Annotated in this window: 22 protein-coding genes and 1 tRNA gene; 9 read left to right on the forward strand and 14 right to left on the reverse strand. The window is 68.8% G+C overall.

What is annotated here, in order from left to right; genetic code table 11:
* Positions 1–233: 233 nt before the first annotated feature.
* From Psi01_RS08360 to htpX, 3 genes are all read left to right on the forward strand, one after another.
* Positions 234–2255: an NADH-quinone oxidoreductase subunit M gene (locus Psi01_RS08360; RefSeq protein ID WP_239127320.1), complete on the forward strand. Its 2022-nt coding sequence runs from the start codon at positions 234–236 to the stop codon at positions 2253–2255.
* Positions 2252–4123: an NADH-quinone oxidoreductase subunit N gene (locus Psi01_RS08365; protein WP_204063356.1), complete on the forward strand. Its 1872-nt coding sequence runs from the start codon at positions 2252–2254 to the stop codon at positions 4121–4123. The genes Psi01_RS08360 and Psi01_RS08365 overlap by 4 nt, the downstream gene beginning before the upstream one ends.
* A 228-nt stretch (positions 4124–4351) precedes the next feature.
* Positions 4352–5203 (forward strand): zinc metalloprotease HtpX, encoded by an 852-nt coding sequence (gene htpX / locus Psi01_RS08370; RefSeq protein WP_204063357.1) that lies wholly within the window; start codon positions 4352–4354, stop codon positions 5201–5203.
* A gap of 145 nt (positions 5204–5348) precedes the next feature.
* On the opposite strand, the gene Psi01_RS08375 is transcribed toward htpX, so the two are convergent.
* The 4 genes from Psi01_RS08375 to Psi01_RS08390 are packed head-to-tail and all read right to left on the reverse strand — an operon-like array spanning position 5349 to position 8684.
* Positions 5349–6503, reverse strand: coding sequence for a WD40 repeat domain-containing protein (locus Psi01_RS08375; RefSeq protein WP_204063358.1), 1155 nt, complete (start codon positions 6501–6503; stop codon positions 5349–5351).
* Complete coding sequence (locus tag Psi01_RS08380) at positions 6500–7018, reverse strand: SigE family RNA polymerase sigma factor (RefSeq protein WP_204063359.1); 519 nt, start codon at positions 7016–7018, stop codon at positions 6500–6502. Before Psi01_RS08380 ends, Psi01_RS08375 begins: the two co-directional genes overlap by 4 nt.
* A 58-nt stretch (positions 7019–7076) precedes the next feature.
* Complete coding sequence (locus tag Psi01_RS08385; RefSeq protein WP_204063360.1) at positions 7077–7652, reverse strand: pyridoxamine 5'-phosphate oxidase family protein; 576 nt, start codon at positions 7650–7652, stop codon at positions 7077–7079.
* 21 nt (positions 7653–7673) lie between these two features.
* A complete protein-coding gene (locus Psi01_RS08390; protein WP_204063361.1) occupies positions 7674–8684 on the reverse strand; it encodes a TolB family protein in 1011 nt (336 codons plus the stop codon).
* A 264-nt stretch (positions 8685–8948) separates the two neighbouring features.
* On the opposite strand from Psi01_RS08390, the gene Psi01_RS08395 reads away from it, so the two are divergent.
* Positions 8949–9776: a neutral zinc metallopeptidase gene (locus tag Psi01_RS08395; RefSeq protein ID WP_204063362.1), complete on the forward strand. Its 828-nt coding sequence runs from the start codon at positions 8949–8951 to the stop codon at positions 9774–9776.
* A gap of 227 nt (positions 9777–10003) precedes the next feature.
* On the opposite strand, the gene Psi01_RS08400 is transcribed toward Psi01_RS08395, so the two are convergent.
* Positions 10004–10498: a YajQ family cyclic di-GMP-binding protein gene (locus tag Psi01_RS08400; protein ID WP_204063363.1), complete on the reverse strand. Its 495-nt coding sequence runs from the start codon at positions 10496–10498 to the stop codon at positions 10004–10006.
* Between the two features lie 310 nt (positions 10499–10808).
* On the opposite strand from Psi01_RS08400, the gene Psi01_RS08405 reads away from it, so the two are divergent.
* Positions 10809–10890 (forward strand) — tRNA-Tyr (locus Psi01_RS08405).
* An 87-nt stretch (positions 10891–10977) separates the two neighbouring features.
* On the opposite strand, the gene Psi01_RS08410 is transcribed toward Psi01_RS08405, so the two are convergent.
* Positions 10978–11499, reverse strand: a complete 522-nt coding sequence (locus Psi01_RS08410) for a hypothetical protein (RefSeq protein WP_204063364.1) — start codon at positions 11497–11499, stop codon at positions 10978–10980.
* 47 nt (positions 11500–11546) lie between these two features.
* Entirely contained in the window at positions 11547–12788 is a 1242-nt protein-coding gene (locus tag Psi01_RS08415; protein WP_204063365.1) for a GAF domain-containing sensor histidine kinase, read from the reverse strand.
* Between the two features lie 397 nt (positions 12789–13185).
* Here Psi01_RS08415 and Psi01_RS08420 point away from each other — a divergent pair, with 397 nt between their 5' ends.
* On the forward strand, positions 13186–13497 hold the full coding sequence (locus tag Psi01_RS08420) for a hypothetical protein (protein WP_204063366.1): 312 nt from the start codon (positions 13186–13188) through the stop codon (positions 13495–13497).
* Here Psi01_RS08420 and Psi01_RS08425 read toward each other — a convergent pair.
* A complete protein-coding gene (locus Psi01_RS08425; protein WP_204063367.1) occupies positions 13494–13688 on the reverse strand; it encodes a hypothetical protein in 195 nt (64 codons plus the stop codon). The genes Psi01_RS08420 and Psi01_RS08425 overlap by 4 nt on opposite strands.
* Positions 13682–13822, reverse strand: coding sequence for a hypothetical protein (locus Psi01_RS08430; protein WP_204063368.1), 141 nt, complete (start codon positions 13820–13822; stop codon positions 13682–13684). Before Psi01_RS08430 ends, Psi01_RS08425 begins: the two co-directional genes overlap by 7 nt.
* Before the next feature lie 161 nt (positions 13823–13983).
* Between Psi01_RS08430 and Psi01_RS08435 the strand changes: the two genes are divergently transcribed.
* Entirely contained in the window at positions 13984–14355 is a 372-nt protein-coding gene (locus Psi01_RS08435) for a hypothetical protein (protein WP_204063369.1), read from the forward strand.
* 205 nt (positions 14356–14560) lie between these two features.
* A complete protein-coding gene (locus Psi01_RS08440; protein WP_204063370.1) occupies positions 14561–14917 on the forward strand; it encodes an STAS domain-containing protein in 357 nt (118 codons plus the stop codon).
* Positions 14918–14966: 49 nt separating this feature from the next.
* Here the strand turns inward: Psi01_RS08440 and Psi01_RS08445 are convergent, their stop codons facing one another.
* Positions 14967–16208, reverse strand: coding sequence for a sensor histidine kinase (locus tag Psi01_RS08445; RefSeq protein ID WP_204063371.1), 1242 nt, complete (start codon positions 16206–16208; stop codon positions 14967–14969).
* A 160-nt stretch (positions 16209–16368) separates the two neighbouring features.
* Complete coding sequence (locus tag Psi01_RS08450) at positions 16369–16704, reverse strand: transposase (protein ID WP_204063372.1); 336 nt, start codon at positions 16702–16704, stop codon at positions 16369–16371.
* 115 nt (positions 16705–16819) lie between these two features.
* On the opposite strand from Psi01_RS08450, the gene Psi01_RS08455 reads away from it, so the two are divergent.
* Positions 16820–17146 carry a DUF6461 domain-containing protein gene (locus Psi01_RS08455; protein ID WP_204063373.1) on the forward strand — a complete coding sequence of 109 codons (327 nt, stop codon included), beginning with the start codon at positions 16820–16822 and terminating at the stop codon, positions 17144–17146.
* Between the two features lie 139 nt (positions 17147–17285).
* On the opposite strand, the gene Psi01_RS08460 is transcribed toward Psi01_RS08455, so the two are convergent.
* The 3 genes from Psi01_RS08460 to Psi01_RS08470 all read right to left on the reverse strand — a co-directional run bounded on the left by Psi01_RS08460 (position 17286) and on the right by Psi01_RS08470 (position 19807).
* Positions 17286–19088, reverse strand: a complete 1803-nt coding sequence (locus Psi01_RS08460) for a S8 family peptidase (protein WP_204063374.1) — start codon at positions 19086–19088, stop codon at positions 17286–17288.
* A gap of 154 nt (positions 19089–19242) precedes the next feature.
* On the reverse strand, positions 19243–19464 hold the full coding sequence (locus Psi01_RS08465) for a hypothetical protein (RefSeq protein ID WP_204063375.1): 222 nt from the start codon (positions 19462–19464) through the stop codon (positions 19243–19245).
* Positions 19465–19516: 52 nt separating this feature from the next.
* Positions 19517–19807, reverse strand: a complete 291-nt coding sequence (locus tag Psi01_RS08470) for a hypothetical protein (RefSeq protein WP_204063376.1) — start codon at positions 19805–19807, stop codon at positions 19517–19519.
* Positions 19808–19988 lie beyond the last annotated feature (181 nt).

Consider the following 19988-nt stretch of genomic DNA (forward strand, 5'->3'; position numbering starts at 1 on the left):
GTGCCGAGCTTCCGGAAATGCACAGCGGGTCCTCGGGGCCGCGCGATGAACCCCCGGGGCCGCGCGATGAACCCCCGGGAATGTGCGGCGGACCCTCAGGGGCATGAGGTGATCCTTCAGGAGCCTGCGGCAGGTCCCCGCAAGTGCGGAGCGAGTCCTCATGAACGTGCGGTGAGTCTCCGGGAGCAGGCGACGAGGACCGGGTGGCCGGCGGCGGGTGAGGTGATCGTTTCATGAGCTGGTTGCCGATCATGCTGCTCGGGGTGCCGATGGCCGGTGCCGCCGCGCTGCTCGTGCCGTCGCGAATGGACGGCCCGGCCAGGGGGCGGCTGCTCCGCGTGCACGGCCTGGCCGTCTCGGGGGTGACGTTCGTCCTGGCCCTGGTGCTCGCGGCCACCTTCGACTACGGCGACCCGGCCCGGGTGCAGTTCGAGACCAACCTGGCGTGGATCTCCGGCCTCGACCTCAGGTTCCACCTCGGCGTCGACGGGATCTCGCTGCCGCTGGTCGTGCTGACCGCGCTGCTGACCTTCCTGTGCTTCGTCTATCTGTGCTGGGGCGGCGCCGACCGCCCCGGACAGCTGCTCAGGCCCCGGGCGGGCGGTAACCGGCCGCGTGCCCTCGTCTTCACGCTGCTGGTCCTCGAGATCGGCATGATCGGCACGTTCCTCGCCCTCGACCTGCTGCTGTTCTTCGTGTTCTTCGAGGTCGTCCTCATCCCGATGTACTTCGTGATCGCCATCTGGGGCGGTCGCGCCCGGCGGGCCGCGGCGATCAAATTCATCCTCTACACGTTGCTCGGTTCGGTCGTGCTGCTGCTCGGACTGCTCCTCATCTGGGCGCAGACCGGCACCCTGGACATGGTCGCCCTCGCTCAGGCCCACGGCACCGGCATGTCCCGCTCGGTGCAGCTCATCGCCTTCGTGGCCGTCGGCATCGGCCTGGCGGTCAAGACCCCGATGTGGCCGCTGCACACCTGGCTGCCCGACGCTCACACCGAGGCGCCCACCGTCGGTTCGGTGCTCCTGGCGGGCGTGCTGCTGAAGATGGGCACCTACGGCTTCGCCCGCATCGCGATCCCCGTCCTGCCCGACGGCGCCGTCGTCGTCGCCCCGTGGCTCGGGGCCTTCGCGGTGATCGGAATCATCTACGGCTCCCTCGCCTGCCTGGCCCAGCGCGACCTCAAACGGATGATCGCCTACTCCTCGATCGGGCACATGGGCTTCGTGCTCCTCGGCTTCGCCACGCTCAACTCGACCGGGGTCAACGCGGCCCTGTTCGGCAACGTCGCGCACGGCCTGATCACCGGCCTGCTGTTCTTCCTCGCGGGAGCGGTCAAGGAGCGTCACGGCACCGCCGACATGTCCGCCCTCGGCGGCGGGATGTTGTCCCGCCTGCCGCATCTGGGGTCGCTGCTGACCTTCGCCTGCATCGCCTCCCTGGGCCTGCCCGGCCTGGCGGGCTTCTGGGGGGAGATGCTCACCCTCCTCGGCGCCTTCGAACCGGCCCCCGGACTGTCCCGGCCACTCTTCCTGACCTTCATGGCCATCGGCGGCCTCGGCGCTGTGCTGACCGCCGCCTACTTCCTGACCATGCTCTCCCGCGTCACCCACGGCCGCTCCGTCGAGACCGTCGTCGCCCCCGTGCTCGCCGGAGCCGGAGGAGACCACGTGTTCACGACGGCGGAGGACGGCCCCACCCTCTCCAGAGCCGATGATGTTGGCGTCCTCACCGAAGGCAGGGGCGAAACCCGCGTTGCGGCCGAGCGCGGAAACTCCGGCGAGATCCGAGCCGAGAGCAGGCTGCCCCGCGGAACCCACCCCGAGGACGCAAGCGGCCTCCCCGGCGAGACTCCCGGCGAAGGCAGAGACGATCTTCCAGGCGGCACCCATCCGGAGGACGGGCACGGCCTTCCCGGTGGAGCCCGTGCCGTGGGCGAGCGCGGAAACTCCGGCGTGATCCGAGCCGAAAGCAAGCTGCCCGGCGGGACCCGCACCGGGGGCGCGCGTGACCTCCCCGGCGAGGCCTCTGCCGAGGGTGCGCATGACTTCCCCGGTGAGGCCCATGCCGAGGGCCGGGGTGGGCTTCCCGGTGGGGCCCGTGCCGTGGGGGCGGGTGGACTGCATGACGTCGCGGGCTACGAGCTGGCCGCCTGGGTGCCGTTGGTCGTGCTGATCGTGTTGTTCGGCCTCTGGCCGAAGGCGCTTCTCCTCATCACCGATCCGGTGGTCCGGACCTTCGTGGGGGCACCGTGATCCAGTCGATCGACTACTACGCGGTCGCGGCGCCGCTGATCCTCGCGCTGACCGGCGGGCTCGTCCTGATCCTGGACGCCTTCCTGCCCCGCAGGGCCTACGCGCGTCCCCTGCTGGGCGTGATCACGCTGGCCGGCGTGCTCGTGGCGCTGGGGGTCGTCGTGACGCAGGCGCTGCGTGACGGGGCCGCGCTGCGGACGTTCTGCGTCCCCGAAGGACTCGCCGGTCCCACGAGGGCCGGTCTCGGGGCGCTGCCCGCCGGCGGCGGGCCGGAGGCGGGCGCCGCCGGTGCGGTGGCCGGTCCCTCGTGCTCGTTCGTGGTCGACGACTTCACGACGGTCTTCGCGGGGCTCGCCCTCCTGGCCGGCGTGGTCGTGGTCCTGTTGTCGATGGCGGAGCTCTCCCACACGGACATCCCCGTGGGGGAGTGGTACTTCCTGCTGCTGTGCACCCTCGCCGGCGCGGTGGCCCTGCCGGCCGCCAGGGACCTGGTCATGCTGGTGGTCGCGCTGGAGCTGGTCTCCCTGCCGGTCTTCGCGCTCACCGCGCTCAGGCGATACGACGGACGCGCCTCCGAGGCCGCCGTCAAGCTCTTCCTGGTCTCGGTGGTCTCGACGGCGGTGATGCTCTTCGGCGTCTCCCTGCTGTACGGCATGACCGGGACCGTCTATCTCGACCGGCTGGCCCACACCCTGGCCGAGGCCGTCCCGGCGATCGACACCGCAGCAGGCCGGGTGAGCGTCGGCTCCCGCGGTGCCGAACAGGTCACCGCCCAGATGGGCGACCAGGGGATCTCCTCGGCCTACACCTCCTCCCTCCAGATCACCCACGACCTGCCACCGGTGGTCACCGTGGCCGTGGTCCTGGTCCTCGCCGGGTTCGCCTTCAAGGTCGCGGCCGTGCCGTTCCACGCCTGGGCGGCCGACGTCTACCAGGGGGCCCCGGTCCCGGTCGCCGCGCTGCTGTCGGTGATCTCCAAGGCGGCGGGGTTCGCGGGGCTGATCCTGGTCCTGGTCGCCGCCCTGGGCAGCCAGGCACCCGTCTGGGCGCCGATCGTCGCGATCATCGCCGCGCTGACCATGACGGTGGGCAATCTCCTGGCGCTCCGGCAGCGCAATGCCGTACGCCTCCTCGCCTGGTCGTCGGTCGCGCAGTCCGGTTACATCCTGGCCCCGCTCGGCGTTCTGAGCGGTGAGGCGATGCGCGCGTCGATCGCCTACCTGATCTTCTACGCCGTGATGAACCTCGGGGCGTTCACCGTGGTCATGCTGGTCGCACGGCGCAACGGCGGCACCGAGATCGACGACTACCGGGGGCTGGTGTTCCGCAACCCGCTCGCCGGGCTGGCGCTGGCGTTCTTCCTGATCTGCCTGGCGGGACTCCCGCCGGGGCTGGCGGGCCTGTTCGCCAAGATCGTGGTCTTCAGAGAGATCGTCGACGGCGGCGGCGCATGGCTGGCCGTCGTGATGGCGGTCAACACCGTCATCGGTCTCTACTACTACGTCGCCTGGACCATGCGGATCTTCACTCCCGTCCAGGTGACGTCGCCCGTCCAGGTGACATCACCCGCCGGGGTGCCGTCGGGCGCCGATGTGACTTCCGGGGCGGGCACCGGTGTGACTTCCGGGGCGGGCACCGGTGTGGTTCCCGGGGCGGGCACCGGTGTGACTTCCGCGGACGGCGGGGACGAGCCCGCCCGTGCGGGCGACGAGGGCCCGGACGCCGCCTCCCGGAGAGGCCGTGTGCGCGGCGAATGGCTACCCGTGGGCGTGGCGATCGCCCTGGCGGGCGTCGTCGCGGTGGCGTTCTCCGTAGCCCCCCAACTGGCACTCGACCTCGTGCCCACCGCCTTCCCTCCTCCCGGCTAGGGACGCCCTCGGGATCTTCGCGGCGTCGAGGATCCAGAGAACACCTCAGGGGTCGGATCCGTCCCATCCGGCGGGGGCCGCCGCTCCGGGACGGGTCCCCTGGGCCATAAGGGCACGGCTGGTGCTCCGATGGGCGTACCAATGGACTGTCGTGATCGTTCAGGGGAACGTGCGGCCAGGTCGGAGACGTTGGACAGGTGGAACGGCACCGATCGAGAGGAGGGCATAGTGCACCGCAACGGTCTGCGGACCGCAGTCCTCCTGGGCGCCCTGTCCGCGTTGATCATCGTGGTGGGCGCGTGGCTGGGGGGTGGCATCGGTGTGCAGATCGCGCTTCTGGTCGCTCTTTCGGCCAACGGAGCCGCATACTTCTTCTCCGACCGGATCGCCCTGTCCTCGATGCGCGCCAGGCCGGTCGGCGAGGTCGAGCAGCCGGTCCTCTACCGGATCGTGCGAGAGCTCTCCACCGGGGCCCGCCAGCCCATGCCCCGGCTCTACGTCTCTCCGACCATGCAGCCCAACGCCTTCGCGACCGGTCGCAACCCGCGCAACGCCGCGGTCTGCGTGACCTACGGCCTCACCCAGGTCCTCGACGAGCGCGAGCTGCGCGGGGTGATCGGGCATGAGCTGTCCCACGTCTACAACCGGGACATCCTGATCTCCTCGGTGGCCGGCGCGCTCGCCACCATGATCACCTATCTCGGCTACGTCGGCCTGTTCTTCGGAGGGGGCGACGACGACGAGGGGCCCGGTCTGCTGGGCGCCCTCCTGCTGGTGGTGCTGGGCCCGGTCGCCGCGGGGATGATCCAGATGACGATCTCCCGGTCCCGGGAGTTCCAGGCCGACGAGTCGGGCGCCAGGCTGACCGGTGACCCGCTGGCCCTCGCCTCCGCCCTGCGGAAGATCGAGATGGGCGCGCGGCAGCTCCCGCTCCCGGAGAACGGGCGGCTCGCCTCCTCCGCCCACCTCATGATCGCCAACCCCTTCCGGGGCGCCGGCATCGGCCGGATGTTCTCCACCCACCCGTCCACCGCGGAACGCGTCGCCCGCCTGGAGCGGATGGCCGGCTACCGGCGCTGACCACGGCCCACGCAGGTGGGGAGAGCGGCCTGCTCAAAAGCCGCGACCTGGCTGCAAGATGCGGCTCGTCCGGAAGGTGCGGCCTGTCCGGAAGGTGCGGCCCGCAGGCTGCGGGCCGTACCTCCCGGGAGGAGGCCGGGAGTCGTCACTGGACCATTCCGGGGACCACCACGTCGGGGAAGGGATAGGTGCGCAGCAGGCGGGCCTGACCGGTGGTGATGTCCACCGCGTGGACGGTCGTCGTGTCGTCGTCCTGCCGGTGGCCGTCCGCGGACACGACGGTCCAGGCCGTGACCGTGGTGCCGTCGAGCCAGTGTCCCAGGCGCAGGGCGACGGTGTCGTCGGGCAGGCCCCGGATCTCGACCTTGCTCCAGCTCTTCTCGACGGTGTCGTAGACGCCGAGGGTGCCGTCCTCGTCGAGGGGTCCGTCACCGTTCCGTGTCATACCGATCTTGACGATGGTCCGTCCGTCGGGTGAGAGCGCGCTGAACCGCTGGCCGTACTCCGGAATGACGTACGCGGGACCATCACCGCGCGGGGAGATCAACCGGACCGTGGACGAGGTGTCCGTCCAGTCGACCACTGTGATCGGATCACCGTCGTTCGCGACGCTCACGGGCATCCAGCCGGAGGGGAGGCCCGTGGTCCGGCCGTTGCGCATGTCGATCGAGACCGCGAGCCTCTTGCTCGAACCGAAGACGGTGACCGCCAGATGGCGCCCGTCGTCGGACAGCCGCAGGAAGACCTCCCCGTTCAGCTGTTCCTTCTCCACCTTCGACGGGGCGGTGAGCTCCTTGCCGCTCTCCAGGTCGCGGACCTTGAAGGTCCCGTCCCGGCGGCTGTAGTAGGCCATGAACCGGCCGTCCGGAGTGATCGTCAACGGGCCGCGGATCTCGCCGCCGGAGTCGAGGCCCAGGGCCTGGGGGACGTCGTAGGTCTCGCCGTCCCGGGTCACCACCCGCCAGGCGCCGGACTCGCAGTCCGGCGGTGCGTCCCTGTCGGGGCACGAGGTCGGGTACGCGTAGGCGAGCGGGCCGACCCCGCTGTCCGGCAGGGGCGACGACTCGATCTCCCAGCTCCGCGGGTTCACCGGCGAGGCGACCGTGTCGTGCGCCGGGCGGAACGGCAGCAGGCCCGTGCCCCCGCCCACCGCCAGACCGCCGGCGATGACCGCTGCGACGGCCGCCAGCGCCGTCCTCCTGCGCCGCCTGCGCCGGCTCCCGCGGACCGCCCGGTCGGCGAGGTCCACGGCCGGTGCCTCGTCCGCGATCCGGTGCAGCGTGTCGTGCAGGCGGGTCATCGGTTCACCTCCTGAGCGTCGGCCTCGGTGAGCAGGTGCGCCAGTTCGGGTGCGAGCACGCGCAGACGTCCCAGCGCGTGGTGGGTCTGGCTCTTGACGGTGCCGAGCGAGCAGTTCAGCAGCTCGGCCGTCTCACGTTCGGTGCGGTCCTCGTAGAAGCGCAGGACGATCACGGCGCGCTGCCGGGGGGTCAGCCGCAGGAGGGCCTGGCGCAGGACGATCCGGTCGATCGTGGAGTCGTCGTGGGAGCGGCCGTACTCCGGCGGGTCGGCGCTGGGCAGTTCCCTGCGGATCCGCCGTCGCCAGGAGATGTGCTGGTTGATCAGCGCCTTGCGGGTGTACGCCTCCGGGTTGCCGTTCCGCAGCAGCTTGGGCCACTGCCCGGCGACCTTGACGAGAACGCTCTGCAGCAGATCCTCGGCAAGGTGGGCGTCTCCCGTGAGCAGGTACGCGGTCCGGATCAGCGACTGCTGGCGGGCCCGTACGAACTCACGGAAGCCGTCATAACGGTCCATGCGGTCTCCTCTCCCCCGTTACCAACGCGGGAGAGGGCCGCCGGGGTTGGAACCCTCCTTAGGAGTGCTGGCCCACCGGGTCGGTCTCGTCGGCGGAGAGGCCGGGGATGCCGTCGATGCTCTCGCGGTTCTTCTTGGCCCGGTAGGCGCGCCGGGCCTGGGTGTCCTTGCGCCCGGCCCACTCGTCCAGCAGGGTGCGCTCCTGGTCGAAGGACATGAAGGGTACGGCGTAGCCGCACGAGTCGGCGATGCGCTCGCAGTCGACCACGATGATCGACCGCACTCCGGGATGCGAGCCGAACAGCTTGATCAGGTCCTGGAACCCGGGGTCGTCCGGGACGACGACGCGGCCGGTGCCGTACAGACGCAGGATCTTGGGCGGACCGGAGAAGGCGCAGAACATGACCGTGATGCGGCCGTTCTGGCGGATGTGGGAGATGGTCTCCACACCGCTGCCGTCGAGGTCGAGGTAGGCGACCGTGGTGTCGTCGACGACGGCGAAGGTGTCGGGGTACCCCTTGGGAGAGAGGTTGACGTGGCCGCCCCGCTCGGGCGCGGTCGCCACGAAGTAGACCGGCTGCGCCTGAATGAACGTGCGCAGCCGGTCGTCGATCCTGTCATAGATTTTCCCCATAGAAGGGAAGATAGTTGGTGGTCATTCGCCGGGCAGCCACCAGCTCCACGTATTGCCCTTGATCTTGAAGGAGTCCAGCTTGCGGGTGGCGCCGCTGTCGGCGTCGACGGTCCGCTTGACGGCGGCGGTGACGTCGCCTTCCGTGTCGGTCAAAGCGGTCCAGAGCGTGAGGGCGCCCGAGGGGTTCCAGAAGAGCCGCTGCGAGCTCTCCTTCTTGGGAATGCCGAGCGGGACCGCCTCGGAGACGGTGTCGGCGGCCAGGTCGTAGGCGCGCAGGCTGGTCTTGCCCGACCCGCCGGTGATGACCACCGCGACCGTGTTGCCGTCGTCGGCCAGCGCGATCGGGGCGTTGTTCGACACGATCTGCGGGACGACCTGGCTGTCCGTCTTCTCGCCCGCGGCGTCGAAGACCACGAACTCGGTGGTGTTGTCATCGGTGTACCGGCTGGTGAGCAGGTGCTCCCCGTCGGGACTGAAGCTCAGCACGGCGTACTTGGCGGACAGCTTGATGACCTTGCCGGTCTTCACGTTGGCGACCAGACTCGGCAGCTTGTCCTTGTCGTCGAAATAGTCGATCACGACGATCGAGCCGTCGGGGGAGAGCGTCGTGTCGATGTTGTCCATGCCCAGCCCCTTGGGGAGGATGGCCGCCGCGCCCGGCAGGGGCCGGACCTTGCCGGTGTTCACGTCGCGGACGACCAGCTTGTCGCCCTTGAAGTAGTTCACGACGCGCCCGTCGCCGCTGATCGCGAAAATGGTGGCGCTCCCCTTGTCCACTTTTCCCTTCTTGTCCACAGGGTGGGTGCGCGCGTCGGTCAGCTTGATGGTCTTGCCGCTGCGCATGGTCAGCGTCCAGTGGCCGCAGGGGACCGTGTAGTCCTTCTTCTGACAGCTCTTGGTCCAGGCGTACCGGACGGTGTCGGCGGAGGCGGCTCCCGTATTCGCCTGCGCCGGACCGGCGGCAACGGTGGCGGCTGCGGCGGCGGTGAGGGTGAGGGCGCCCAGCCCGCGCGCGAAAGTGCTCGGGTTCATCGCGGAATCCTTTCGTCACCTGGGTAGATGCGGGGCGGGTGTGAAAGGTTGCGTCACGAATCGGCCACGGAGCCCGCCGTACGGGGAGGTCGCGGGTCGGTTGGGCCAGTCGGCGGTGGTGATCGCCTGCGGGGGTACCCGGGGATTGGGGATGGCGTGCCCGTGAATCCGGAGGTCCGGAGGCGGAGTGTCCGGAGAATGCCGGGTTCATCCGCCTTTCTCGGTCCCGTGCTCGTAAGGTGCGGTTCCATGTGGAGGCCCCTGGTGGTTCTGTCGTCGGCCGGGCTGACATGCCTGCTCGCCGCGGGGACGGCCGACGCGGGTGTCGTACGGCGGGCCGATGCGGGTGTCGTGCGACGGGCCGATGCGGGTGTCGTGCGGCGGGCTGCCGGGCCCGTGCCCACCGGAGTCGAAGCCCTCACCCGGAACCCGCTCTACGGTCCCGGCACGCTGGCCGTCCCCTGCCCGGAACGGCCCACCGGCCGTGGCGCCGAGGCGGCCGAGCGGTACCTGCTGGCGGTTACGCGCTGCCTCGACGCCTCCTGGTCGGCGTACATGGGGCGGGCCGGGCTGCCGTTCGGCAGGCCGGGCATCGGGATCATGACGAAGCGGTGCCCGATCTGCGGGAAGGAGTGGAAGGCGCCCTCCACCGGCCGTTACTGCAACCAGTACCAGTGGATCTACGTCCTCGCCGGCGAGAGCGCCCAGCAGGACCCCGCCAACCTCGTGACCCTGCATCTGCTCGCCCACGAGTACGCGCACCACGTCCAGAACCGCGCCGGAATGTGGGCGGTCTACTCGACCATGCGCGCCGGGGGGACGCAGGGGAGCCGGGAGCGGAACCGCCGCTACGAGCTCCAGGCCGACTGCCTGGCCGGCGTCTTCCTGGGCAGCGTCTGGCGCTCCCAGAAGCGCACCGGCACGCAGTGGAAGCGGCTCCTGGGCGTCGTCGGGGACAGTGGCGACGACACGTTGGGGTCACGGAGTCACGGAAGCGGCAGGAACAGGGTCGCCTGGCTGAAACGGGGCTTCGTGAGCGTGTCACCGGGGGCGTGCAACACCTGGACGGCTCCGGCGGCGCAGGTCTCCTGACAGCGTTCCGCACCGTGTCTGCGGCGGGAGAGGCCGCGATCCGTCAAAGGCGACGCCGCGGTTCGTCGGAAGGGAGGCCCGGCAGAAGGGAGGCCAGGCGGAAGGGAGGCCAGGCGGGCGAGTGGCCGGGACGTGGCAAGCCCTGCCCCGGCCGCGTGCCCGGGATGTGCCCTCACGGAGCCGCGGCGTCACGTGACCGCGGCTCGGAGTGCCGGCCATCCGCCTGCCTACCGGTAGTTCGTGAACTGCAGGGCGACGTCCAGGTCCTTGCCCTTGAGCAGGGCGATGACGTCCTGGAGCTCGTCCTTCTTCTTGGAACTCACCCGCAGCTCGTCGCCCTGGATCTGGGCCTTGACGCCCTTCGGCCCCTCATCCCGGATGATCTTCGAGATCTTCTTGGCGTTCTCCTGGTCGATGCCCTCCTTGAGGGTGATCAGGAGGCGGTACTCCTTGCCGGAGAGCTTGGGCTCGTCCGCGTCAAGGATCTTGAGCGAGAGACCCCGCTTGATCAGCTTCTCCTTGAACACGTCAAGGACGGCGTTGGCGCGCTCTTCGCTGTTGGCCCTGATCTCGACGGCCTTCTGGCCACCGGACCAGGCGATGCTCGCGCCGGTGCCCTTGAAGTCGAACCGGTGCCCGATCTCCTTGACCGTCTGGTTCAGCGCGTTGTCGGCCTCCTGATGGTCGATCTTGCTGACGATGTCGAAACTGCTGTCGGCCATGCGTCGACTATCCTCTCTGGACTCTCCCACCGACCATAGCGCCTCGTGCATCGGCTCATGGTGAGGTGATCGTCGACGCCGGAACTCCCACGGCGAAAGGCCCGGAAAGGCCCTGCCGAAGCGGCCTCGCCCTGCCCGTCCCACCCGCCCGGCGCCCACACCGCCACCCGCACACCCCCGCCGGCCCTCGCCCGCGACGCCGCAGCTGAGCCCGAGTACGGCGGGCCGCACCGACCCATCACCGCCGATGTCACGTCACGTCCGGAAGTCCGCTATTCTTCTTCCTGTCGCCGCTTCGAGCGGATGACGCGGCAGGTTGCCCGAGTGGTCAAAGGGAGCGGTCTGTAAAACCGTCGGCTCAGCCTACGCAGGTTCAAGTCCTGCACCTGCCACACCGGCAGAGAGAGCCCCTGATCAGCAGAGATGCGATCAGGGGCTCTTTCGTTGATGTCCGGCCTTCCCCGGTTGGCGGCGAGCCGCTACGGCTCGTCACGGTGAATGCGCGGTGAAGTTTTCCGCGTCGACTTGCTTTCCTTGAGCGAGCACACATGGTGGGCGGGTATGGCATTGGGATGGTCGAGCATGTGTCTGATCGCAATGAGGAGTCGCGGGAACGGGTCCAGCGTGCTCGGGAGCGTGCGCAACGGGCCGATGAGCGGGCCGCGCAGGTGCGACAGCGGATCGAAGAGCTGGTGGAGACGCGGGAGCGGTTCCCGCGCGAGGTGACGCCCGGTTCCACTCGGCGGCAGGCGCAGCAGGCGGCCGAGCAGGCCGAGCAAGCCGCCCAGGAGGCGGCGCAGGCGGACGTTGAGGCTCGTGCGGGTTACCGGTGGGCCGCTCGGGCGCATCGCGAGAATGCCGCACAACATGAGCGCACGGCTCAGGAAGGACTCGGGGATGAGTCCTGGCATCGGGAGCGGGCGGCGCAGGAGCGCCAGGAAGCACGTCAAGACGATCTGGACGCTCGCGGAGATGCTTCTTCGTGAATGCTGACCGGTCATGCAGCCTGTCGCCAGGGTGACGGCGGCCAGATGAGGTGCGCTTCAATTCACTGAGGGAAGTCCGGTGCGGCCTGTGCCAGGGGGGCCGGCAGTCGCACATACACACAGGTGCCCTCATCAGGGGTGTAAGTCAGACTCACGGTGCCGCCGTGCAAGTCGATGATCTTTTTGACGATGGACAGGCCTACCCCGATGCCGCCGATCGCCTGAGTCTCGGCCTGCGGTGTGCGGTAGAAGTCATCGAAGACACGCTCGGCCTGGTCATCGGGAATGCCGATGCCGGTGTCGTGGATGGCCACGCTGGGGACCGGGTCGGCGCTGACGGTCACGGTGATGCGGCCGCCGTCGGGGGTGAACTTGATCGCGTTGTCGAGCAGGTGCACCAGGGCATGGTGGAGCCGGGTCGCATCGATCCAGGCGGGCACGGGATCGGGCGCGCACACGGTCAGGCTGTGGTGTTTGTGCCAGGCCTTGGTCTGAGCTTCGTTGACGGCGCTCTCCGCCACGGTGACCAGATCGGCCGATTGGGGGGCAAAGGCCACGCTCTGGGCGCTGAGACTGGCCAACAGCAGCAGCTCGTCGAGTTTCTCCAGCAGCCGGTCGCTGTTGCGCTCGATCACTTCCAGAAAGCGGTGCTGGGTAGCCGGGTCCAGGCCGTCCTCATCGTGGATCAGGTGCAGGTAGGAGCGGATCGAGGTCAATGGAGTGCGCAGCTCGTGGTTGACGTTGCGTAGGAACAGTTGTTTGAGGTCGTCCATCTGTTGCAGCCGACGGGTGACCTGCTCGGCCTGCCGGCTGTAGTGCCGCTGTTCGATCAGGGCGCTCACGCAGGTGCTCAACGCGCTGAGGGCTGCTTGCTGGGGCGGGGACAGTCGGCGTGGACGTCGGTCCATCACGGCCACCGTGCCCAGGGCGTGGCCGCGGCTGCTGATGATCGGAACGCCCGCGTAGAACCGGATTCCGAGATCTCCGGCGACCAGGGGGTCGGTGTGAAAGCGCGGGTCGGTTCGGGTGTCGGGCACCTGCATCAGTTCGCGTCCGCAGATGACATAGGGGCAGAACGCGATATCGCGATCCATGACCACCATGTCCAGTCCGATCTGCCCCTTCAGGTGCTGCAGGTGCTCGCCGATCAAGTTGACCAGCGCGATCGGCGTACGGCAGATGGAGGCGGCCAACTGGGCAACAGCCGTCAAGGTCGGCTCCAGCGGCGCCTGCAGGGCCTGCAGGTCGGTCAGCTCGGCCAGGCGCCCGGCTTCACCGGTGGGCAACGGTGCCGGGCTCATCATGGTCGGACCGCTGTGCACTGGTGGCCGGCCCGGAGGCGCCGGCTGGCGGCGGATCCGTCAGTCTCGGGCCGGCCTTGGGACGTTGAGCTGCTGAGCATGGTGATGCTTTCTGCAGATGCCGATACTGGTGGCCGGGATCTTCCGGACAGGGCGGATCTACCCCGGCCACCGGAGGAGAGTGCCAAGGACGACGTCAAAAAATCTTGGTTTGCTGCTGAGGTTCTGCACTCTGCATTCCCACGAAGTGGACAGGCCGCAGAAGACGGGTGCGGGGGTGGCGGCGCCGCATCGGTATGGACATCCCAGGCGCTATCAGCGCCTTGATTGGCGAAAGGTGTCGATAAGACGTATGTCCGCGCATGGCTATGTATCGCCCCAATGGGGCAGGGGCGCCGGCATGGATCAGTCTTCGGGGAGCTTTCCGGCCGATGATTTCCCTCTGCCGCCTGTAGAGCATCACCGCTATCAGGCCTTGGGTGAAGTGGCTCTGGGTACGGCCATGGCCGAAGCGCTGGCCCGGCACAATCATCATGAGCTGGCCGCGGTCCACAACCGCGCCGCCGATGCCTATCGCAGACTGGCCGAGGCAGAGACGGACAACGCGGCCGAAGCCGAGTATCGCCGGCTGGAGCAGTGGCATCGATCATGTGCGGTGGTGGAGGAGCAGCTCGCGGCCGAAGCCGACCGCCGCCTGCCCGGACCTGACTAGTCGTCGACCGCTGCGGGCGGCTCGGCGGGCACCTGGACGACGACCTCTCCATGGGACGGGCCGCAGATGACCCGGTAGCCGGCCCGGGTCAACACCTCTCCCAGGGCCAGCCGGATCGCCGCGCAGATGGAGCTGTGATGGACCAGCTCTTCGGCCAGCACCCGGGTGGCCGATATCCGGCTGATCACCACGCCCCGGTCCGGGTCATAGCGCAGCTGCAGGCCGCCTTCAGTGCGCAGCGCGGGGCCGCATCCGCGACAAACCCGGCCTGAATCAACTCCCTGCGGATCTGCGTGATCAGTATGGCGATCTGGCGCTCGTCCATGACCCCCACCGGTCTTTCCCTCGCCTTGCGTGACGATGCTGTCACGCTCAGGCCGGACGGAAGAGGCATTTGCGCAAATGGCGCCGGCCGAGACGGGGCGTGAGGCCGGCCGGCGAACGAGGTGACGAGTCATCTGCTCAGGATGAGCTGGCTGCCGGAGGATGGGTGACGATCACTTCGCCGCTGGGCGGCACCCGGGGCTGGTGCGGGTAAGCAGTGACGACGAGAAGGAGCGGCTCCCGGCTGTCGCTTATCCGCCAGTCGTCGCCCGGATGCGATCTTCTGACGGTGTTGGGATGTTGGCCGCTTGTTGCGGTCGCTGTGCCGCCTGGTTTGCGGTGCGCCGTTCGTCGGCGCTTGGGTCTACCGCGGTGTTCGGCGTGGCGCCCTTCGGGGGTGCGTCCCTCGGGCAGGTCGTGCTGGGTGAAGATGTCGATGAGCAGTCGCACCGGCAGATCGGCCTCGGTCGGATGACGAAAGCCGCGCTCGACATTGAGGGTGTAGTGGTTGCGCCGGCCGACGATCGGAGGTAACCGTCTTGATGCCGGCGGCCGGCTCCGCCCGGCTGATGTGCAGCTGTGAAGAGGGCCAAACCAATGCCACCAGGTGATACAGCCGATGGCCCATAGTTCCGGGCGTTAGAGGAAGCTGCGCGGGTAGGCGGGCAGGCAACGGCCTTGCCTCACATGCACTGGGGTCTGTATGCGACCTTCCTCTCCAGGCGATCCACCGATCGGCGTGCGGCTGCACGAGCATGTCGGCGGAATCGTCATCGCTCAGGTGCATGGGGAGCTCACGATCGGCGTGGAGCCGCTATTGGGCCGGCAGTTGAACGACCTGTGGGGACGGCCGGGCCTGCGCGCCCTGGTGGTGGATGTGGCCGAGGTGAGCTTTTGTGACTCCATCGGGCTGGGTGAGCTGATCGGCGTCTACAACCGCTGCCAGGTTCACCAGATATCCTTCGCGCTGGCCGGAGCGGCCGGAATGCTGGCACGGCTGCTGGACATCACCGGCCTGCATGCCGTGTTCGCGACCTTCCCCGATGCGGCGGTGGCCGCAGAGCGCCTGGCCGCCGACTCCGAGGCCGAGCGGTGACAGCCATGGAGCAGGCACCGGCCCGGGTCCAGACGCGGTGCAGGGCTGTTCAGGAGCGCGCGGGCGGGGTGGCGGGAGCCTGCGGGCCGGTGGGCGCCTGGGCCGCCACGGCGGCGGGCAGGATGACGGTGAAGCGGCTGCCCGGAGTGGCCGGGCGGTAGACGACATCGCCGCCGTGGGCGCGAGCCAGTTCCCGAGTGATCCACAAGCCCAGGCCGACCGAGGCGGGATTGGTATCGGCGGCGCTGAAGCGGGAGAACAACACTGCGCATTTGTCGGCCGGCACGCCGGTCCCGTGATCGCGCACATGCACCGCCACCCGGTCGGCTCCGTCCGGCTCGGCGCTGATGACCACCGGCAGTGCCCCGTGGCCGATGGCGTTGGCGGCCAGGTTGACCAGAATCTGCTCCAGACGCTCAGGATCGGCCCGCACCCGCAGGCCGGCGGGGATCTCCACGGTGACCGGGGCGCTGAGGTAGCCGGTGGCCTCGCACGCGGCCCGGCGCAGATCCACCGTGGCCATCTCCAGGCGCAGGTTGCCGTGGACGTCCAGGCGCTCGGCATCCAGCAGGCCGGCGGCCAGGCGGCGGATGCGGTTGATCTGCCGCATCGCCATGGCGGCGATCTCGGTGCGCTGAGCTTCCGGTAGGGCGGGGCCGTCTTCAGCCAAGGTCTCCACGGCAAACTGCGCTGCGGTCAGCGGAGAGCGCACATCATGGGCCAGGGTGGCGCTGAGGGCGGCTCGCCAGCGTTCCATCCGCTCGATCTGGGCGCGGGAGCGGCGGTGATGGGTGACCTGGCGGGCGACCAGGCTTCCGATAGCCATCATGGCGGGGATGAACACCGCGCCGCCGCTGAGGGCCAGCGGGCCGCGGCCGGCGGCGATCAACGGGCCCAGGTAAGCCACCGCCGCCGGCAGCGCCAGCGCCAGCACCGCCCGGACCGAAAAATGCAGACCGATCCAGGCGAACAACAGCATGAAGAACGGGGCGGTGGCCGCGGCCACCCCATTGAAGGCCCAGGTGGCGGTGGCCAGCAACGCCAGCGCAGGAGCGCACAACAGCAACGGCCCGTGCCTGCCCAGACGCTCCCACGGTAGCCACCATGCCAGTCCAGCAACGATCACAGCGGCGGCGGCGACCCCGCCCAGCAGAGGGGGCTCGTTGAACGGCAGCACACTTGCGGCCAAGGCCAGCAGCCCGGCCAGCGCGAACAACAGCGCGGCCTGGCGAGCGGCGGCCTGTACGCCCTCACCGAGGACGGGCCCGGGACGGATCATCAGCGTCTTCACTGAGGACACCATTCCCGTTTTGTCCCGTTTTATGAGGCTTCTCGACGGGATGGATTACCGGAGCGGCGGGGGTGCTGGGCAGCAAGCGTCACGGTGTCTGCGGTATGGCTAACTCGACAAGCGCGGGAGGTAGCCGCGCCCAACTCGAACCGTACCGGGGTTAACGAGGTTTTGGGCGTGATGTCCTCAGGATGGGGCCGGTTGCTGTCAGGCAGCCGTTGATGCGGTCGCTGCGATATTGGATCTTTCGTAGACCCCGGCGTAGGACGCTCAGAAGCTGGTCGGGGTCGGTGAAGTGTCGATTGGCCTGGCTGCTGCGCCGCAACAGCGACCAGATGGTTTCGATCGGGTTGAGGTCGGGTGCGTAGGTCGGCAGATAGAAGACGGTCAGCCGGTCGCAGGTGTCGATGAAGGCTTGCAGGCGTTTGTCGTGGTGGACGTTGAGGTTGTCCCAGACCGGCACGATTGGAGCGGCCAGTTGGACGTGGGCGACCACGAGCAGGTCGCGGTAGTCGCTCCAGGTGAAACTGCGGCGTTGGCCGCGTTTGAGGTCGGGGTAGGCCTACGCGGCGGACGGCGGCACGGTTCTGCTCGACTATCACTGCCACCAGATGCCCGAGGCGCTGTCTCGGGGAACAGAGACGGCCAGGCTGGTGGCCGGAACCACCATCGACGAGGAGTTCGTCCACACCGCCGATGGAATGGTGACCACGAGGTTCGAGCCCTATTCTCCCTGCGACCGAGAAGGCGCCGACCCCGATCGCCTGCTGTTCCACATGCGGAATCTGAACCTGCCCCTGAACGGAGAAGAACTCCCCGACACCCGCACTACCAGGGACCTCGCCCTCGTCCTGGCCTCGCGGGTCACCGGGGTGAACCTGACCCCCGCCCACCACGCCATGACGCCCATCGTCGGATCCGCCGACGAACCGAACTGACGCCCTTCGCTGTCGACGGCTTTGGCTGTACGGCCAACAGGCCGAACAAAGGCGGGTCCCAGCGGACGCAAAGAGCCCCTGATCGGCAGAGGTGCGATCAAGGGCTCTTTCCGCTCACCCATACTTCAGGTGGAAGCCTTCACAGGAGTGGGTCGGGTGCGTATCCCTGGAGGCCGGCCGTATACATCTCCTCGTCCAGGCGCTTCAGTTCGGTTCGTACGTGGGCCTCGCTCATCTGGGTGAGCGGGGTGTCGGGAAGGGTGACCGCCGGCGCAGGGGCGACCGCGGGTTGGGTGGAGGCCGGGGCTACCGTCGGCTGGGTCGAGGAGGGGGCGACCCCGCCCGCGCCCAGTGCGGCGAGGAGCTGTTCCAGCAGCTGGCGGATGTCGGGGGGCTGTGGCGTGGTGGCGGTGGGGACGGCTCCGAGGGCGCGCAGGGCGTCGGGTATCCCCGCCCCGGTCCGGTACGGCTGGCCGAGGTCCAGGGGAGTGCAGCTCGATTTGAGGATCTCGAACAGCCGGTCCACCCGGCGGGCGTCACGGTGGGCGAACTCCCTGCTGAACTCCTCCCTGTGGGCGAGTACGAGCGCGGCCAGTCCCGTCACGTGCGGAGCGGCCATGGAGGTTCCGTCCCAGACCGCGTAACCGTTGTCGGGCACCGACGACAGAATCGCCACGCCCGGCGCGCAGACGTCGACCTCGGGTCCGTAGCAGGAGAACCGGGCGGCGAAGTAGCCATGAGGGCTCACCGGCTCCAGCACCTCGTCACCGTGGGAACTGCTGTCCGGATAGGTGTCGAGTTTGCCGATGGCCGCCACCGTCAGCACCGCGGGCATGGTGCCGGGGAAGTTGACCGGGCCGCCGGTGTTGCCGGCCGCCGCGATGCAGGCCACCCCGGCGGCCCTGGCGGTGTTGATCGCGTCCGCGACGTACCCGGCGGCGGTCGGGGTGCCGAGGCTGAGGTTCACGACGTCCATCTGGTTGTCGGTGCAGTAGTTGACGGCGTCGACGAAGTCGCTCAGGTAGCCGCCCGGGAAGATCTTGCAGACGTGCACCTCCGCTTCGGAGGCGAAGCCGAAGATCCCCTCGCCCCGGTCGGCTCCGGTGATCACTCCCGCGCAGTGCGAGCCGTGCCGTACGACGTCCACCGACCAGCCCTGGGCCGTGTCGTCGACGAGGTCGACTCCCTCGGTGATCCGGCCGCGCAGGAGGGGATGCCTGGTGTCCGCCCCCGAGTCGATGATGGCGATCTTCACCCCCTTCCCCCGCAGCGTGGGACTCACCCGGTCCAGCGACATGGCGCGCTGTCCCCAGCCGAAGATCTGCTGCTGGGGGAAGTTGGGGAAGGTGTCCGACAGCGGTCTCAGGGTGACCACGTTGTCCTGCCCGGTCACCAGGGCGGGCTGGTTCACCTTCGCGTTCCAGTAGTTGGCGGGCGGATCGACCAGCACGGACTGGATCGACTCCGGAACCTCCCCGACCAGCGTCACCGACGCCCGGCCGTCGTTCCCCGTGATCGCCTGGGAGAGGCCGAGGGTTCCCGTGATCAGGATCATCGCCCCGGGAATCGGCTGCCCGCCGGGGTCCTGGACGAAGAAGCTGAGGGTGAGGTGATGGCCGAGCGGCTGCAGCAGTCCGTTGGCGAGCGGCCTTTCCGGAGTGAGCACCGCCCCGGTGTAGGTCAGCAGCCGGTCGGCCTCCATGCGCACCTGGGGGAACGCCTGGCGCATCATCTTCGCGCGCTCGACCTCCATCTCGGCGACCACGATCTCCGGGATGGAGGCGACTCCCACGGTGAAGGGAGCGACGCTCGACGGCGTCAGGCGGCGCAGGACGTTCACGCCGGGGTCGTCTTCGAGCATCCTGAGCAGAGCGGACGAGCTGATGGCCGGCGCGCTTATCCCCAGCGGTGCGAGCTGCGTCGGCGGGATACTCGCGATCATGTAGCGATGGGGCCGGGACGTCAGCTCGTTCAGCCGCGGCCGTGACGGGGGCTTCGCGCGGCCACGCGGCCGGGGTCGCGGCTTCTGACTGCCGTCCTTCTCTTCGTCACCCACGGCGTTCATTCCTTCCTGCGGGTGTCCGACCTGGTCGCGCTCAGCCGAGAGGCTGTACGGGCAGGTCCTGTTCGATGGTGAAATTCGGTCCGAGTCTCCGTCGCAGGATCTCGGCGTACTCTGCGGTCATCTCCACGACCAGGAGGTTCGGCGCTGCGGGATCCCCGACTGTGCGTACCGTCCTCACCTCGGGATCCTCCGAGACGTACCGGGCCACGTCGATCAGCCGGATCGACTGCTCGCGGTCCTCGCCGTGTATCACGTACCGGATGCGCCCGGACCGGCTCCGGGCCGCGGGCTCAGGCTGGAACGGCCTATCCATGAGAGTCGGGAAAAGGCTCGCCCAGATGCTTGATCACCTTTGCGGCGTTCTCGGCCAGCTTCAGGGATGCCGGGTACTGCCCGGCCCGATAGAGTCGCACCGCCTCCCGCACCACGGGAATCACTCCCACGAGCCGTGGTTTTTGCGGAACGGTCACCTGCAAAAACCTGTTGAGGCTTTCCAGGAGAGTACGGCTCTGCAGCATCGACGGGTCTTCGAATACCGTTCCGCCGGTGCTGGAAGGTCTGAAAGTCTGATATGAAGTCGCTGATTTCGGTTCCATCTTCCGCTCCGCGTCGAAGGTGCCGGAACTGTTGACCGGACCAGGGTGGGCGGGGGGAGTATGGTGACGATCTGCGGTGATCGCCGTTCTATCTGGACGGATTCCGGAACAGGTCGAGGATGCCTTCGATGATGTCGGGGCCGTGCTGGATGCCGATGTTCAGCAGGGTGCCGACCAGGTC

It is taken from the genome of Paraplanobispora siamensis (assembly GCF_016863175.1).
GTDB classification, from domain to species: domain Bacteria; phylum Actinomycetota; class Actinomycetes; order Streptosporangiales; family Streptosporangiaceae; genus Planobispora; species Planobispora siamensis.

Coding starts and splice junctions, on each gene's coding strand:
- Psi01_RS08360 (WP_239127320.1), top strand. CDS start 234: ATGAGCTGGTTGCCGATCATGCTGCTCGGGGTGCCGATGGCCGGTGCC.
- Psi01_RS08375 (WP_204063358.1), bottom strand. CDS start 6,503: ATGACCCGCCTGCACGACACGCTGCACCGGATCGCGGACGAGGCACCG.
- Psi01_RS08380 (WP_204063359.1), bottom strand. CDS start 7,018: ATGGACCGTTATGACGGCTTCCGTGAGTTCGTACGGGCCCGCCAGCAG.
- Psi01_RS08385 (WP_204063360.1), bottom strand. CDS start 7,652: ATGGGGAAAATCTATGACAGGATCGACGACCGGCTGCGCACGTTCATT.
- Psi01_RS08390 (WP_204063361.1), bottom strand. CDS start 8,684: ATGAACCCGAGCACTTTCGCGCGCGGGCTGGGCGCCCTCACCCTCACC.
- Psi01_RS08400 (WP_204063363.1), bottom strand. CDS start 10,498: ATGGCCGACAGCAGTTTCGACATCGTCAGCAAGATCGACCATCAGGAG.
- Psi01_RS08410 (WP_204063364.1), bottom strand. CDS start 11,499: ATGACCGGTCAGCATTCACGAAGAAGCATCTCCGCGAGCGTCCAGATC.
- Psi01_RS08415 (WP_204063365.1), bottom strand. CDS start 12,788: ATGATGAGCCCGGCACCGTTGCCCACCGGTGAAGCCGGGCGCCTGGCC.
- Psi01_RS08420 (WP_204063366.1), top strand. CDS start 13,186: ATGGATCAGTCTTCGGGGAGCTTTCCGGCCGATGATTTCCCTCTGCCG.
- Psi01_RS08430 (WP_204063368.1), bottom strand. CDS start 13,822: ATGGACGAGCGCCAGATCGCCATACTGATCACGCAGATCCGCAGGGAG.
- Psi01_RS08435 (WP_204063369.1), top strand. CDS start 13,984: ATGGGTGACGATCACTTCGCCGCTGGGCGGCACCCGGGGCTGGTGCGG.
- Psi01_RS08455 (WP_204063373.1), top strand. CDS start 16,820: ATGCCCGAGGCGCTGTCTCGGGGAACAGAGACGGCCAGGCTGGTGGCC.
- Psi01_RS08460 (WP_204063374.1), bottom strand. CDS start 19,088: ATGATCGCGAGTATCCCGCCGACGCAGCTCGCACCGCTGGGGATAAGC.
- Psi01_RS08470 (WP_204063376.1), bottom strand. CDS start 19,807: ATGGAACCGAAATCAGCGACTTCATATCAGACTTTCAGACCTTCCAGC.